The 15602-nt window shown below is 33.6% G+C and carries 11 protein-coding genes and 1 tRNA gene; 7 read left to right on the forward strand and 5 right to left on the reverse strand.

What is annotated here, in order from left to right:
• Positions 1–194 precede the first annotated feature (194 nt).
• Entirely contained in the window at positions 195–1226 is a 1032-nt protein-coding gene (locus tag B4I81_RS10045) for a hypothetical protein (RefSeq protein ID WP_291110252.1), read from the forward strand.
• 25 nt (positions 1227–1251) lie between these two features.
• Here B4I81_RS10045 and B4I81_RS10050 read toward each other — a convergent pair whose 3' ends face one another.
• From B4I81_RS10050 to B4I81_RS10060, 3 genes are read right to left on the reverse strand one after another with little or no spacing between them, the layout of a single operon-like run.
• Positions 1252–1974 carry a tRNA threonylcarbamoyladenosine dehydratase gene (locus tag B4I81_RS10050; protein WP_291110254.1) on the reverse strand — a complete coding sequence of 241 codons (723 nt, stop codon included), beginning with the start codon at positions 1972–1974 and terminating at the stop codon, positions 1252–1254.
• 30 nt (positions 1975–2004) lie between these two features.
• Entirely contained in the window at positions 2005–2652 is a 648-nt protein-coding gene (locus B4I81_RS10055) for a TatD family hydrolase (RefSeq protein ID WP_291110255.1), read from the reverse strand.
• Positions 2645–3235, reverse strand: a complete 591-nt coding sequence (locus B4I81_RS10060; RefSeq protein ID WP_291110256.1) for a DUF1684 domain-containing protein — start codon at positions 3233–3235, stop codon at positions 2645–2647. The genes B4I81_RS10055 and B4I81_RS10060 overlap by 8 nt, the downstream gene beginning before the upstream one ends.
• A gap of 268 nt (positions 3236–3503) precedes the next feature.
• Between B4I81_RS10060 and B4I81_RS10065 the strand changes: the two genes are divergently transcribed.
• The 4 genes from B4I81_RS10065 (at position 3504) to B4I81_RS10080 (ending at position 7137) form a co-directional block, all read left to right on the forward strand.
• Entirely contained in the window at positions 3504–4736 is a 1233-nt protein-coding gene (locus B4I81_RS10065) for an MDR family MFS transporter (RefSeq protein ID WP_291110258.1), read from the forward strand.
• 78 nt (positions 4737–4814) lie between these two features.
• A complete protein-coding gene (locus B4I81_RS10070) occupies positions 4815–5174 on the forward strand; it encodes a BlaI/MecI/CopY family transcriptional regulator (RefSeq protein ID WP_291110260.1) in 360 nt (119 codons plus the stop codon).
• A gap of 1 nt (position 5175) precedes the next feature.
• Positions 5176–6936 (forward strand): M56 family metallopeptidase, encoded by a 1761-nt coding sequence (locus B4I81_RS10075; RefSeq protein ID WP_291110262.1) that lies wholly within the window; start codon positions 5176–5178, stop codon positions 6934–6936.
• A gap of 60 nt (positions 6937–6996) precedes the next feature.
• The gene (locus tag B4I81_RS10080) at positions 6997–7137 is read left to right on the forward strand and encodes an SsrA-binding protein (RefSeq protein WP_291110264.1); all 141 of its coding nucleotides are present in this window, start codon (positions 6997–6999) and stop codon (positions 7135–7137) included.
• A gap of 339 nt (positions 7138–7476) precedes the next feature.
• On the opposite strand, the gene B4I81_RS10085 is transcribed toward B4I81_RS10080, so the two are convergent.
• The gene (locus B4I81_RS10085) at positions 7477–7989 is read right to left on the reverse strand and encodes an adenine phosphoribosyltransferase (protein ID WP_291110266.1); all 513 of its coding nucleotides are present in this window, start codon (positions 7987–7989) and stop codon (positions 7477–7479) included.
• Between the two features lie 71 nt (positions 7990–8060).
• Here B4I81_RS10085 and B4I81_RS10090 point away from each other — a divergent pair.
• Positions 8061–8134, forward strand: a tRNA-Arg gene (locus B4I81_RS10090).
• 194 nt (positions 8135–8328) lie between these two features.
• Here the strand turns inward: B4I81_RS10090 and B4I81_RS10095 are convergent.
• Positions 8329–9129 (reverse strand): endonuclease/exonuclease/phosphatase family protein, encoded by an 801-nt coding sequence (locus B4I81_RS10095; RefSeq protein WP_291110268.1) that lies wholly within the window; start codon positions 9127–9129, stop codon positions 8329–8331.
• A gap of 517 nt (positions 9130–9646) precedes the next feature.
• Here B4I81_RS10095 and B4I81_RS10100 point away from each other — a divergent pair.
• Positions 9647–15602: PKD-like domain-containing protein (locus tag B4I81_RS10100; RefSeq protein ID WP_291110270.1), on the forward strand; the 5956-nt coding region annotated here is incomplete at its 3' end.

Raw genomic sequence — 15602 nt, forward strand, 5'->3', positions numbered from 1 at the left:
GATTTTCTTTGTTATTGTCTTTGTAACTACAATGATTATTGTGTATCGAAAAGATTTAAAACAAATGAAACCCTTCTACAAAGGAACATACTGGGTATTTTTAGGCTTTTTAGTCTTTATTGGATTACTATTTTTAATAAAAGTTTTGATGAAAGATTAATTTTCTTACTTTTGATAAAACGCAATGCGCTACAATGAGAATTTTAAAATACATATTACTTCTTTTACTCCTTTTATGCGTTGCCTTCCTTGTTTTTGTGGTAACTCAAAAAGGGGAATACAAAATTGTACGTTCAAAAGAAATTAAAATTGAAAAAGATATAGTTTTCAATTTTGTAACTGATTCCTCTTCCTATCAAGATTGGTCTCCATGGAAATCAGATGAAGCGAATTTTAAAAATATAAAAATCACTCCAAACGATAGTTTAACACAAAACATATTTATTTCTGAAATCAAAAATGAATCCCTAATGCAATTTCAAAAAACCAATAATGGTGTTTTGATTACTTGGGAATTAAATGGTAAATTAAATTTTAATCTAAAACTACTATGTGTTCTTAAAGGTGGTGTGGATTATGTAATTGGAAATAAGTTAGAAGAAGGTTTAGAAAATATAGATACTTACTTAGTCAAAGAATTAAAAACGTACAATATCAAAATTAATGGATTGGTTACAAAACACATGACCAACTATATCCAACAAATTGATACTTGTAATGCAGCCGATTTTCAAAAAGTGTCTAAAGCAATGTTGCAAAACATGTTATATTTTGTAGAAAAAAATGATATCGAAATTTTAGGATTGCCTTTTATTACATATGAAAGTGTCAAACCCAATAACAAAGAAATCATTTTTGCTATGTGCGTTCCCGTTGAAGAAGAAATTCTTACTACACCTGGAAGTGAAATTTCTGGCGGTCATTTCGATGAATTTTTAGCAGTAAAAACTACTTTAACTGGTGATTATTCGCATCGTAAAGAGGCTTGGAATAAAGCTAAAAATTATGCCCGAAAAAACAAATTAAACGAAGATACTAACGGAAAATTTATTGAAGTATACAAAACAAGTTTACCTAAAGAACGTAAACCTTCTAAATGGATTACAGAATTATATTTACCGGTGAAGAAAAAAACATTCACACCTAAACCAAAAACGGAAACAACTCAGGATAACCTAGAAAACACAACTGAGACGAATACATCAACTAAACAAACTGAAAAATAAAACCCGATTTTCATCGGGTTTTGTTTTATTTATTCTTTCCTATCAAATATTTTACCACTGTTTCAGCAGCATGCAAACCAAACAAAGCGGGCATCCAGCTATTCGTACCATAAAACGACTTTTTAAAGTTAGATCCGTCTGTCATTTTTACGCTATCATAATCGGGTCTTTCAAAGGAGTAAACTACTTTTACACCACTCGAAATTCCTTCTAATTTTAAACGTTTTCTCACCTGTTTCGCTAACGGACAATAATCGGTTTTACTGATGTCTTTCACACGCACTTTTTCAGCTTCAAACTTACCTCCTGCGCCCATATTACTAATAACTTTCACTTTCTTGCGTTTACAAGCTACTATCAAATTGATTTTTGGTGTTAAGCTATCGATACAATCTAAAACGTAATCAAATTCAGGAGTAACCAATTCAAAAGCGCGCTCTGGTGATAAAAACTCTTCAATGCGTGTTAATTTTAAATCGGGATTAATATCCATCAATCGGTCGCCAACAATTTTTACTTTGGGTTGTCCAACCGTACTATGCAAAGCAGGTAATTGACGATTAATATTCGTAATGTCTACTACGTCACCATCTACAATAGTCATTTTTCCTACACCAGCTCGAGCTAAAAATTCGGCTGCAAAACTCCCTACTCCACCTAATCCAACCACCAAAACATTGGCGTTTTCTAATCGTTGAATACCTTCTTCTTTAAATAGCAATACTGCTCTTTCTTTCCACTTTGCCATATAGGTTGAATCGTTAAATTGGTTAATTGTTTAACTGAAAATCCTTGAAAAATTAGCAAAAACAATCGCTTTCATCTCTTCTACCGAAATTCCTTTTATCGCAGCCGCTTTTTCATAGACTTGATAAATGGATTCTTCAATCGTGTCCGTTTCTAATAAAATTTGATTTTCGGGTGCAAAAATAAACACTTTTTCTAAATCTGGATTACGAAGTAAGTATTTTCCAAACGATAAATAAAATCCGTTTTTGAGAAGAGATTGCGCCACTTGTTCGTTTTTTGAAAAACCATGAATAATCATTGGGTTCTCAATTTTCATTTCTTTCTTGATGGCAATCACTTCATCATAAGCCGCCACACAATGTAAAACGACAGGTTTATTCGTTAGCTTTACGATTTCTAATTGCTGTTTAAAAACTGAAATTTGTAAATCTAAAGGGATTTCAATCCGTTTATCTAATCCGCATTCTCCTAATGCTAAACAATCTGATAATTGCAACTTTTCTTTAATAATTTCCAAATCGGTTTCTAAACGATTTTCATCAATATACCAAGGATGAATTCCAATAGAATAATTTGGAACTGAAGCATCAAATTCCCACGGATATTGATTTACCACTTCCATCACATCCGAAAAATTTGAAAATTGGTGCGTATGTAAATTGATGAATTTAGTCATGGAATTTCTTTACTCCAGCATTAATTTCAATATCCAAATCATTCTCTAAAGGCACAATCGGACACGAATATTCATAATTATAAGCACAATACGGATTATAGGCTTTATTAAAATCGATGGTCCATGTTTTTCCTTTTTGCATTCTCATGTCTACATATCGTCCACCAATGTAGCTCTCCTTCCCACAAGTCAAATCAGAAAAAGGAAGAAACAAATAATCTTCATAACCTGGTTTTTTTGACAAATCAATATTTCGATAAACATTCAATTTTAAAGCTTTTCCGTCGATGGTAAAATGAAGTTCGCCATATTTCACATACAATGGTGTTCTCGAAGTTGTAGTTTTCATACCAAAAGCTTTCTCCTTTTTGGTTCTAACAAACTTAGCCTCCACTATATACTTGTCATTCAATGGAAAAAAATCCAACCCTTTAAAAGCTTTCAAATCTTCTTTCATTAAAGGACTTTTCAAGGAATCCGCATAACTTTTGTTAAGTTCGGATTGAAATTGTTTAGCTGAAGCCAAGTCTTTTTGAGCTAACGCAAAAGCCGAACAGAATAAGAAAATCAAAAGTTTGTACATGTGATTCATTTTTAAATCTTAAAGTATAATTAGTTATTTTAAAAACGTTTTTCCAACTGCGTCATTTCGAGTGTTTGGTATTGGTAAAGCCTAAGTTTTACAAATACCAAATGTATCGAGAACTTGAGTTATGCATTTCGCAACTCTTTACCATATACTACCTTTTATTTAGTAGCGATGCAATAGAAATCATTTTTTACAAAAATATATAATTTCTATAACATTTTAATCGTGCTAGCTTTCGTAATTTTGCAACAGAAATAATACCATGTTAAAACACGCCTTCAACAAATACATCGATAATTTCAGAGGATTTTCTCGCGAAATTTGGATCCTTACCTTAATCACATTCATCAATCGTGCCGGCACTATGGTACTTCCTTTCTTGTCGAAATACTTGAAAGAAGATTTGCATTTTTCTTACAGTCAAGTTGGGTGGATCATGGTAAGTTTTGGTTGCGGTTCAATTTTAGGTTCTTGGTTAGGAGGAAAATTATCAGATAAAATCGGATTTTATAAAATCATGATTTTTAGTTTACTTACTAGTGGAATCGCTTTCTTTGGCTTGCAATTTGTAACCAGTTTTGAAGGCTTACTTGTTGCCATGTTTTTTATTATGGTAATTGCCGATATGTTCAGACCCGCCATGTTTGTTTCTTTAGGTGCCTATGCTAAACCCGAAAATAGAACACGAGCCCTAACCTTAGTGCGATTAGCCATTAATCTAGGTTTTGCTGCCGGTCCAGCTTTAGGAGGATTACTAATCATGAGTGTGGGGTACAAAGGATTATTCTGGGTAGATGGTGCCACTTGTATTCTTGCTATTCTAATCTTTTGGATTAAAGTAAAAGAAAAGAAAAAATCCAAATACACAGACAAAGAACATCCAGGAGAAGTACTTACACATTCGGTTTTTAAAGACATTCCCTTTTGGATTTTCTTAATAGGTACTTTAATCACCGGAATTTTATTCTTTCAATTGTTTACGACAATTCCACTGTATCACAAAGAGCAATTCAACTTAAGCGAATTTCAAACAGGATTATTGCTTACTTTAAACGGTGTTTTGGTTTTCTTCCTGGAAATGCCTATTGTGAGTTACATTGAAAAACACAACATCAACAAACTAAAAGTCATTACCTATGGCTGTTTGGCTATGGCGATAAGTATTTATTTGTTGTTAGTGAATAATTGGGCTGGCATTTTAATCATCATGATGATTTTCATGACCTTTGCCGAAATGTTCGCTTTTCCCTTCTCCAATTCTTTTGCCATGAGTCGCGCTCCTAAAGGTCACGAAGGGCGTTATATGGCCATTTTTACCATGAGTTATAGTTTAGCGCATATCTTAAGTGCTAAAACAGGAATGGAAATAATTGACCGTTTTGGTTATCAAACCAATTGGTTCTTTATGGGAACTCTTGGTGCTATTGGAGTTTTACTTTTTGTTTGGACCATTAATTTAGTCCAAAAAGAACCAACTCAAAACTTGAAAAACTAAAAATTTAGTTAAATAACTATAAAAATAGTTGTATAACTAAAAAAATAGTTTACCTTTGATGTATCAAAACAATACGTCATGCAAAAACTTACCAACAAAGAAGAAGAGATTATGCACATTTTATGGAAGCTCAAAAAAGCTTTTGTAAAAGATATCATGGAAGAAATTACCGACGATAAACCGCATTACAACACGCTTTCTACTATTGTTCGGAACTTAGAAGAAAAAGGATACGTGGGGTACAATGCTTACGGAAAAACACATCAGTACTTCCCTATCGTAAAAATTGAAGATTACCGAAAAACCTTTATGAATACCGCTATTGATAACTATTTCAATAGTTCGTACAAAAATTTAGTTTCCTTTTTTGCTGAAGAAGAAAAGATTTCGGCAGCCGAACTTCGTGAGATTTTAGCCTTAATCGAAAAAAAGAAATAGTATGGAAAATCTGCTGATTTATTTCCTAAAAGCAAACGGACTCATCATTTTATTTTATTTGATGTACGTGCTATTTCTTCGCAAAGAAACCTTTTTTGTTTCCAATCGTTGGTATTTGATTAGTGGTTTGGTTTTATCTTTGATATTACCTTTAGTCACGTTTACCAAAACCATTTGGGTTGAACCAACACCAATTCTTGAATCCTATGAAGAAGCGATTCCAATTACCTACAACACAATTGAAGTTCCTGCACAAGAAAATCCAATAGATTGGTCTTTAATATTGACATCAGTATATGTTATAATTTCGATTTTAATTTTGGTAAAAATCGGAATTGAATTGGTTTCCTTTTTTAGTAAAATCAATAAACATACCAAACAAAAAGAATCACAATACACTATAGTACAAACCGACACAACAGAAAATCCTTTTTCGTTCTTTCATTACATTGTAATTAATCCGAATCGATTTTCTGAAGAAGAATTCCAACATATTTTAACGCACGAAAGCATTCATGTAAAGCAAAAGCATTCAATAGATGTATTACTTGGAAAACTATTTTGTGCCTTCTTTTGGGTAAACCCAATCATTTGGTTCTACCGAAAAGCGATGTTACAAAACCTTGAATTTATTGCCGATAGCGAAACTTTTCAACAAATCGAAAACAAATACGAATATCAAAGAACCTTATTAAAAGTAGTGACTCATCAACACGACTTAAGTATTACCAATCAATTTTATCAATCATTAATCAAAAAACGAATCGTTATGTTACACACAAATCAATCACACAAAAGAAATGTTTGGAAGTATGCCACCATTCTTCCATTGTTAGTCGGTTTCATGTTATTGTTTCAAATTGAAACCATTGCACAAGTAAAAGAAAATCCAGAAAAAGCTCATACCGTAAAAGTTGAAGCCATTGGTTTTAGTTGGGATAAAAAGGCAACTGATGAAGAAATGAAATCAGATGCAACACAATTAAAAAGCCAAGGAATTGATTTTAAGTTTTCAAACGTAAAACGCAATAAAAACGGAGAGATTATTGCTATTAAAATTGAATTTACCGATGGTAAAGGCAATAAAGGGGTAAAAGAAATAGATGGCGATGAACCAATTGAACCTATTTATTTTAGTGCCGAAAAAGGAAAAATCGGATTTACCGCTGAACCTGATTATTCGGACTATGTTATAGATAAAAAACTTTCAAAAATTGCTGGATCAGAAGTTAAAGTTAAAAAAATAGTTACAGAAGAAATATTAGATCTTCCAGAACCTCCAACGCCACCAACTCCTCCAAATCATCCTTACGAAAATTTCATAGATCCTCCACTACCTCCAGATTTTCCAAACGTTCCAGACTTACCATCAAACTTTGATAACAAAAAAGCGATGGCTAAGTATGAAAAGGCAATGGCACAATACGAAAAAAAGATGAAAGCCCTTGAGCCTAAAATGAAAGAATTCGAGAAGAAAATGGAAGCTTTTGAAAAAGAAATGAAGCTGAAAGAACCTGATATGAAACAATTTGAAGAAGAGATGAAAGTTTTTGAAGAAAAAATGAAAGTCTTTGAAAAAGAAATGGAAGTCTATCAAAAAAAGCTAGAAGCATCAACAGAATATTATATCAACGGAGAAAAAGTAACAAAAGAAGAAGTTGACAAAATGCAACCTAATGAAATTAAATCGGTTAACGTAAGAAAAAATAGTACTCCAAACCGAATTGAAATCAAAAAAACTGAAATCAAAAAAACCAAATAACCAAAAAATCCCGATTCATTCGGGATTTTTTATTTTTATATCTTTGCCAAAAATTTAACCATGTATAAACTACTTGCCAAACTCAACAAAGCCCTTTTACCCAGTTTTACCAAACAAGGTTTAGATCCCATCAAAGCAAAAAAGTGGCAAAAAGCAATTATAGCATATCGTTATTGGGTTACAGTGAATAGTTTGAAATAAGTATTATAAATAACCCCACCGTCAATTCGAGTGATTTTAGATTTTAAAAATGCTAATTTTTGAAATCTAAAATTGTATCGAGAACTGTAGAAACGAAACAACCCCACCGTCAATTCGAGTGATTTTAGATTTTAAAAACCTTAGTTTTTGAAATCTAAAATTGTATCGAGAACTGTAGAAACGATTTTCATTCATTAGTTCTCGATACATTTTGTATTCGTAAATCTTAGGCTTTACAAATACAAAACACTCGAAATGACGCTGGTGAAATTAGAAGTTTAAAAGAAAATAACCTGAAAGCTATATAAGCCGAGAACTATGGACTTATATGTTTCAAAATCAATACCTCAAAGCAGCAAAAATTTCCCTATCCCCTAATTTCGCTCTACCATTTAAAAACGACAACTCCATTAAGAAATTCATTTGCACGATTTCGCCACCTAATTGTTCCACCAATTCACAAACCGCTTTTGCCGTGCCTCCTGTGGCCAAAACATCATCGTGAATTAAAATCTTATCGCCTGGTTGAATCGCATCCACGTGCATTTCTAAAGTATCGGTTCCATATTCCAATTCATAAGAAGCGCTAATGGTATCAAAAGGCAATTTTTTAGGCTTACGCACCGGAATAAACCCAGCATTTAATTTTTGAGCCAATAAAATTCCAAAGAAAAAACCACGACTCTCTACTCCTATTACCTTATCAATTTTCTGATTTTGCAGCGAATTAACCAATGTTTCCAAACAAAATGCCGTCGCTTCAGGCGAAAGTAACAACGGAGTTATATCTTTAAACCCAATCCCAGGTTTTGGAAAATCTTGAATATCACGAATATAGTCTTGTAAGTTCATTTTTATTTACTTTTTTTCACATTAGGGTTTGCAAGTTACACAATTATATCTATATTTGCACTCACAAAATCGGCCTCGTGGCGCAACTGAATAGCGCATCTGATTACGGCTCAGAAGGTTACAGGTTTGAATCCTGTCGAGGTCACTAAAGCTCTGCAATTGCAGGGCTTTTTTGTTTTGAATAGGATTATAAAACTAATAGAGTTCAATTAGCAAATTCAAAAAAACTCGAAAGATTAAACCTACTCCCAATACCTACATCAGTCAAAATACAAAACTTTACCTGAAACTCACCGAACATACAACACCACTACCTGTCAAATCGAGCGAAGTCGAGATTCATTTTACTACTATTTCTGTTGTAATAGGAACATGATCTGAAATTTCTCTTGCTTCTTTTAGTGTTGTAAAAGCTTCATAAAAATGAATTACTTTAGGATTACGAACAGTTAATTTCGAACTATTGTACCAAATATTATCAAATTCAGAAGCCAAACATTCTTCGTTACTACATTCTTTTTTTAATGAAGTTTTTTGGCTAACAAATACGCAATCATATCCCATTTTCTTCAAAGGATTAAATACGGTATGTGATTGCGGACAATTAAAATCACCAACAAAAAGTAAATTCAATTTTGGATATTGTTCGGGTAGAAATTTAAAATATTTAATTTCAGTTTCGGGTTGTTTACTTTTGGTTATAGCGTGAAAATTCGCAATAGTAAACTGTTTACCCTTAAAATCAAAAGTACAATAGTAAGGTTCTCTGTCAATTTCTAATTGATATTTTTTCTCCAACCAAGCCTCTCCTACTTTTTTAACTTTACTAGTTTTCCATAAGAAAGCATAGCGTTCGGTTTTATAGGCACTACTACTCGTTGGGTCACTTACCACATAATCCCATTTTGAACCTGTTCTATTAAGTTCATCCGCTAATTTAGCAACTGCTTGTGCTCCACCATCTCCAGCAACTACTTCTTGCAATGCCACAACATCATAATTTTTTAGAATAGAAACAATGTATAATAAATCAGAAGGTGATTTAGAACTTCCTAAATTTTCAACGTTCCATGATAATAACTTTACTTGAGCAAAAAAAGTAGAAGTAAAAAATATAAAAAATAGAAGTAATTTTCTCATACTATTAATCCTCCCAACCACAAAGTGACAGTCCCAATTCTTTAGCTTCAGATAGTGAAACTTTTTTTATAGTGTGCTTACAATTATTCAAACCTTTACAAAATTTATTATAATGATATTTTTTAGCTCCTTTAGAAAAACAAATATAAACATCGCTTTCCATTGAATTGAAAGAGGTAAATAAAAGGAAAGAGAATAGAATTCGTTTGTACATAGGATTAATTTTCATTTAAAAAATAGTTTGTAATCAAATGTATTAATATGTATTCTAAAAACACAACAAAATTTGATAAATTCTTAATAACAAAAATTTTAGAATACAGAAAACTTTTAGTTCCTTTGAAAAAAATATGTCTTTACGGATTGCCGTATTGAATTTTCCCCAATTTACCATATTTTTACCGACACCTAAATTTTGGGTAATAGAAATGTTTATTTCTATTCGTTTGTTTAGTAGGCAATCTAACATACAGATGTTAGATGTTAGGTTATATATATATGAATTAATACTTACATTATGGGAAAATTTTACAAGATTTTATTTGCATTATTGATTGTTTCTTCATTTAACAATATAATAGCAAATAATATTCCGCCAGGACCTGAAGCTCAAATAAGCTCAAGCTTTTCATCTGTCTGTTTAAATCAAGTTGCTACAATTACTTTCAGTATAACTAATGGTTCTCCTCAGCCAAATAGTCCAATTAATTATACATATACATTAAATGGTGTTCAAGGCAATCAATTTTCACCAAACAATAGCGATGCTGTAACAATAAATGTAAATACGAGTATTCCTGGCACTTACACCTATACTCTTATTAATGCAACTGATTCTTCAAATCCGAATCCAATTAATATACCTATTAGTAATACTTCAAATATTGTAACTATAGTTGTAAATCCATTACCTGTAGTAGATTTTACTTTTGCAAATAACCAATGTTCAGGAAGTGCCATACAATTCAATTCAGTAGTTTCAGGAAATGGTCCATATACATATTCTTGGAATTTTGGAGACGGAGGTACTTCCTCTCAACAGAATCCAACACACGCATATAACTCTATTGGATGTGGTACTGTAAATTATAATGTTTCGTTAACTGTTATCGATAATAACGGATGTACAACCACTTCTACTAAAGTTATTACAATAAAACAAAGACCAGATGCTGTTTTTAAGGACAATAATGCTGGTACTTATAATCCATCTAATCTTAGTAATCAATTTAATAATTGTAATTCTGCTGGTGCAAATGCAAATTATAATGTTAGTGTCGGATTGCACTCAAGTTCTTCATGTATAACCAGCTATAGTGTTCAATGGGGAGACGGAAGCGCAACCCAAACATTCACTACCACTCCATTTACGCATACTTACACAACTTTAGGCGCTTTTATCATGACAATTACTGCTTTTGGTAATAACGGATGTTCTGTAAGTAAAAGTTACACTATCAAAAATGAGTCAAATCCAGCTGGAGGTTTAGTTAGTCCAGGTAGTACTACAAATTTGTGCGCTCCCACCCCATATTTAAATTTTGTAATATCAAACTGGGCTCTTAATTCACTTGGGACAATTTATTCTATTAATTATGGAGATAATACCCCTGTTTTAAATCTTTTACAATCCGATTTAATTAATTCAACTTATTATAATTCTTCAAATCCTGCTCTATCTGCTAATTATCCTGTTCCCCACAAATATGAAATAACAAGTTGTCCAAATACAAGTACCACAGCTACTTTGACAATTTCTAATTCATGTGGTACTACACAGTCAACTATATCTCCAATAATAATTTTAAGACCCCCAACTCCTGATTTTACAAACCCTAATAAAGCATGTGTTAATACTTGTGTGACTTTTACAAACTTATCAACTCCAGCATATAACGAAAATTGTGTAGAAAGTACTTTATATGAATGGGATTTTGGAGATGGATCAGGAATTTATTCAATTACATCATCTGGAAAACCAAATCCTCCGTGTCATGTTTATACTTTACCTGGAGTTTATACAATTACTCTTACTACTTATGGTTATTGTGGTGTTTTTACAAAACAAGGCACTATATGCATAGAACCTCAATTATCACCTCAATTCACATTAAATACCATTCAAGGTTGTTCTCCTTTAGCAGTAACATCTACAAATACTACAAATTTAACTAATATTTGTCCAGGCAATCCAACCTATCAATGGAATGTAAATTATGTTGCAGGTTATTGTGGTAGTGGAACTCCTACGTGGAGTTTTACCAATGGCACAAGTGCTACATCAGCTAATCCATCATTTAATTTTGTAACACCTGGAACATACAATGTTTCAGTTACAATGACAAACTCATGTGGGGCTATAACTTCTTCTGTACAAAACATAATTGTTAAACAACCTCCTACAGTTACTATTAACACAATACCTGATTATTGTGGTTCAACAACCATCAACCCAACAGCAAATGTAAATTCTTGTTCACCCTCTTCAAGTTCATTAAGTTATTTATGGAATTTTCCTGGAGCTACAACTATTCCTGCTGGTGCAATTAACGCAAGTAATCCTTCAGGGATAATTTATTCTTTACCTGGAACTTATACGATTTCTTTAACCGTAACAAACGAATGTGGTAGTACAACATCTTCGAGAACATTTACAATTAAACCATTACCAACTGCAACAATTTCTGGAGATATTTCAGTCTGTCAAAATGCAACTTCTCCAACAATAACTTTTACTGCTACATCTAATTCCGCTCCCGCTCCTAATACAACTAATCCACCATATATTTTTACATATAATATTAATGGAGGTTCTAATTTAACTGTTACTAGTTCAACTGCAACTGCTACTGTTTCAGTTCCTACCAATACAGTTGGAACATTTGTTTATAATTTAGTAAGTGTCCAATATGGCACTTCACCTTCTTGCTCACAGAGTATGACAGGAAGTGCTACCGTTATTATTAATCCATCAGGGCAAGTTAATCAGCCTTCTAATCAAATAGTTTGTAATAATACAAGTACAAGTGCTGTAAATTTCACTACAACAAATACTGGCGGAACTACATCATATGCTTGGTCTATTGATACCAATATAGGTCTAACACCTTTAACTGGTACAGGAAACATACCTTCGTTTACAGCTGTAAATACAGGCACAACACCTTTAACAGCTACAATTACGGTTACTCCTACTTTAACAAATGGTGCTGCAATTTGTGTTGGTAGCCCAAAAACATTTACTATTACTATAAATCCATCTGGACAAGTAAATCAACCAACCAATCAAGTAGTTTGTAGCAATACTGCTACTACTGCTGTAAATTTTAGTACAACAAATACTGGCGGAACTACATCATATGCTTGGTCTTTTGATACCAATATAGGTCTAACACCTTTAACAGGGACAGGAAATATACCTTCGTTTACAGCTGTAAATACAAGCACAACACCTATTGTTGCTACAATTACGGTTACACCAACTTTTACAAATGGAGCTACAAATTGTATTGGAACTCCTAAAACATTTACCATTACGGTTAATCCATCAGGACAAGTAAATCAACCAACTAATCAAGTAGTTTGTAACAATACTGCTACTAATGCTGTAAATTTTAGTACAACAAATACTAATGGAACAACATCATATGCTTGGTCTATTAATACAAATATAGGATTATCTCCACTTACTGGAACTGGTGATTTACCTTCATTTACAGCAATAAATACAGGTACTACTCCAATTACAGCTACTATTACTGTAACTCCAACTTATAATGGTACTTCAATTTGTAATGGTACATCTAAAACATTTACCATTACGGTTAATCCATCAGGACAAGTAAATCAACCAACTAATCAAGTAGTTTGTAACAATACTGCTACTAATGCTGTAAATTTCTCTACGACAAATACTGTTGGAACTACATCATATGCTTGGTCTTTTGACACCAATATTGGATTAATTCCTTTAAGTGGCTCAGGTAACATACCTTCATTTACAGCTGTAAACACAGGTACAACACCTATTGTTGCTACAATTACGGTTACACCAACTTTTACAAATGGAGCTACAAATTGTATTGGAACTCCTAAAACATTTACCATTACGGTTAATCCATCAGGACAAGTTAATCCTATACCAAACCAAACGCTTTGCTCTAACAATAGTACAACTGCGATTAATTTTACAACTAATAATACTGGCGGGATAACTAACTATAATTGGACCAACTCCAACACAACTATTGGACTTCCTGCTTCAGGAACTGGAAACATTAATGCATTCAATGTAACCAATTCAACAGCTAATCCTATCACAGCTACAATTACAGTTACGCCATCATTTTCAAATGGAACACCAAGCTGTTCAGGACCATCACAAACGTTTACCATAACTGTAAACCCTAGTCCTGCAGTGAACTTCTCACCTACTAATCAAACGATCTGTTCGGGAGAAACTTCTGCTTTGGTAAATTTAAGCAGTACAACTCCTGGAGCTACTTTCTCTTGGACTGCTACTCAACCTACAGGAATTACAGGGGTTATTACTTCAGGAACGAACACAATACCTGCTCAAAACTTAGTAAACAGTACTAACGCGCCTATTACAATTACATATGTTGCTGTAGCAGCTACTACAGGAGGCAGTACTTGTGCAGGGAGTACTTATAATTATACGATTACGGTTAATCCGAAACCTAGCATCACTGAAAGTTTTGCAGAGGCTATTTGTAGTGGTGAGTCTTTTAGCATCACTCCTTCAAATTCTACATTAAATAGTATTCCGACAGGAACTACCTATTCATGGAGTGCACCAATAGTTACAGGAGGAATCACTGGTGGTACAAGTGCTAACAATCAAACTAGCATTAGCGGTACTTTAGTGAACCCTACTAATATTGTACAAACTGCTACCTACACGGTAACACCTAGAGCTAATGGTTGTGCAGGTAACACATTTACGGTAGTAATTAGTGTGAATCCTAAACCTGTTATTGCAAACGTAACACATCCAGCGATTTGTTCAGAAACAGCCTTTACTATAACTCCTGCAAATGGTAGTGGAAATATTGTTCCTACTGGAACCACCTATACTTGGACTATTAGTAACAACTCTAATATCACTGGAGCAAGTGCTTCTTCAACTCCAGGAATCACTACTATCAGCCAAACACTTACTAATACAACTAACACAGCTCAAACTATTGTATATACCGTAACTCCAACTTCGGGTGATGTAGGTAATTGCGTGGGAAGTACTTTTACGATAACTGTAGTGGTAAATCCTAAACCTCTTGTTCAGGCTACTACACAAGAGATCTGTTCGGCAACTGCTTTCACAGTAACACCTACAAATGGCAGTGGAAATATTGTACCAAATAGTACAACATATACATGGACTACACCTGTGAGTACTCCTGCTGGGGCTATTACTGGTGGTTCAGCTCAAACTACAGGAGTAAATACAATTAGTCAAACACTAACCAATACAACAACTGAAGTTGCTACTATAGAATACACCGTAACACCAATGGCAGGTGCTTGTGCAGGAATACCTTTTATTATTACTATAACAGTTAATCCTACTCCTACTACTTTAAATTTAACCAACCAAACGTATTGTAACGGAGTTAGTACTACGGAAATCACATTTACAAATGCGGTAGCAGGAACTACCTACACTTGGACAAACTCTAACACCGGTATCGGGCTTGCGGCTTCAGGAACTGGAAACATCCCTGTGTTTACACCAACAAATAATGGAACAGCTCCTATAACAGCAACTATATCTGTTATCGCAACAGCCAATGGATGTTCCAGAGTGGCAGAAACGTTTACCATCACCGTAAACCCTAGCCCTGTGGTTACCTTCTCTCCTACTAATCAAACGATCTGTTCGGGAGAAACTTCTGCTTTGGTAAATTTAAGCAGTACAACTCCTGGAGCTACTTTCTCTTGGACTGCTACTCAACCTACAGGAATTACAGGGGTTATTACTTCAGGAACGAACACAATACCTGCTCAAAACTTAGTAAACAGTACTAACGCGCCTATTACAATTACTTATGTTGCTGTAGCAGCTACTACTGGTGGTAATACTTGTGCAGGGAGTACCTATAATTATACGATTACGGTTAATCCGAAACCTAGCATCACTGAAAGTTTTGCAGAGGCTATTTGTAGTGGTGAGTCTTTTAGCATCACTCCTTCAAATTCTACATTAAATAGTATTCCGACAGGAACTACCTATTCATGGAGTGCACCAATAGTTACAGGAGGAATCACTGGTGGTACAAGTGCTACCAATCAAACTAGCATTAGCGGTACTTTAGTGAACCCTACTAATATTGTACAAATTGTTACCTATACGGTAACACCTAGAGCTAATGGTTGTGCAGGTAAAACATTTACGGTAGTAATTAGTGTGAATCCTAAACTTGTTATTGCAAACATAACACATCCAGCGATTT

The sequence above is a fragment of the Flavobacterium sp. UBA6195 genome (assembly GCF_002422095.1).
Classification (GTDB): domain Bacteria; phylum Bacteroidota; class Bacteroidia; order Flavobacteriales; family Flavobacteriaceae; genus Flavobacterium.

What these genes read in the sequence shown, in the direction of transcription:
- B4I81_RS10085 (WP_291110266.1), bottom strand. Translation starts at nt 7,989, where the DNA reads ATGAACTTACAAGACTATATTCGTGATATTCAAGATTTTCCAAAACCT.
- B4I81_RS10050 (WP_291110254.1), bottom strand. Translation starts at nt 1,974, where the DNA reads ATGGCAAAGTGGAAAGAAAGAGCAGTATTGCTATTTAAAGAAGAAGGT.
- B4I81_RS10080 (WP_291110264.1), top strand. Translation starts at nt 6,997, where the DNA reads ATGTATAAACTACTTGCCAAACTCAACAAAGCCCTTTTACCCAGTTTT.
- B4I81_RS10065 (WP_291110258.1), top strand. Translation starts at nt 3,504, where the DNA reads ATGTTAAAACACGCCTTCAACAAATACATCGATAATTTCAGAGGATTT.
- B4I81_RS10055 (WP_291110255.1), bottom strand. Translation starts at nt 2,652, where the DNA reads ATGACTAAATTCATCAATTTACATACGCACCAATTTTCAAATTTTTCG.
- B4I81_RS10095 (WP_291110268.1), bottom strand. Translation starts at nt 9,129, where the DNA reads ATGAGAAAATTACTTCTATTTTTTATATTTTTTACTTCTACTTTTTTT.
- B4I81_RS10060 (WP_291110256.1), bottom strand. Translation starts at nt 3,235, where the DNA reads ATGTACAAACTTTTGATTTTCTTATTCTGTTCGGCTTTTGCGTTAGCT.
- B4I81_RS10075 (WP_291110262.1), top strand. Translation starts at nt 5,176, where the DNA reads ATGGAAAATCTGCTGATTTATTTCCTAAAAGCAAACGGACTCATCATT.
- B4I81_RS10070 (WP_291110260.1), top strand. Translation starts at nt 4,815, where the DNA reads ATGCAAAAACTTACCAACAAAGAAGAAGAGATTATGCACATTTTATGG.
- B4I81_RS10045 (WP_291110252.1), top strand. Translation starts at nt 195, where the DNA reads ATGAGAATTTTAAAATACATATTACTTCTTTTACTCCTTTTATGCGTT.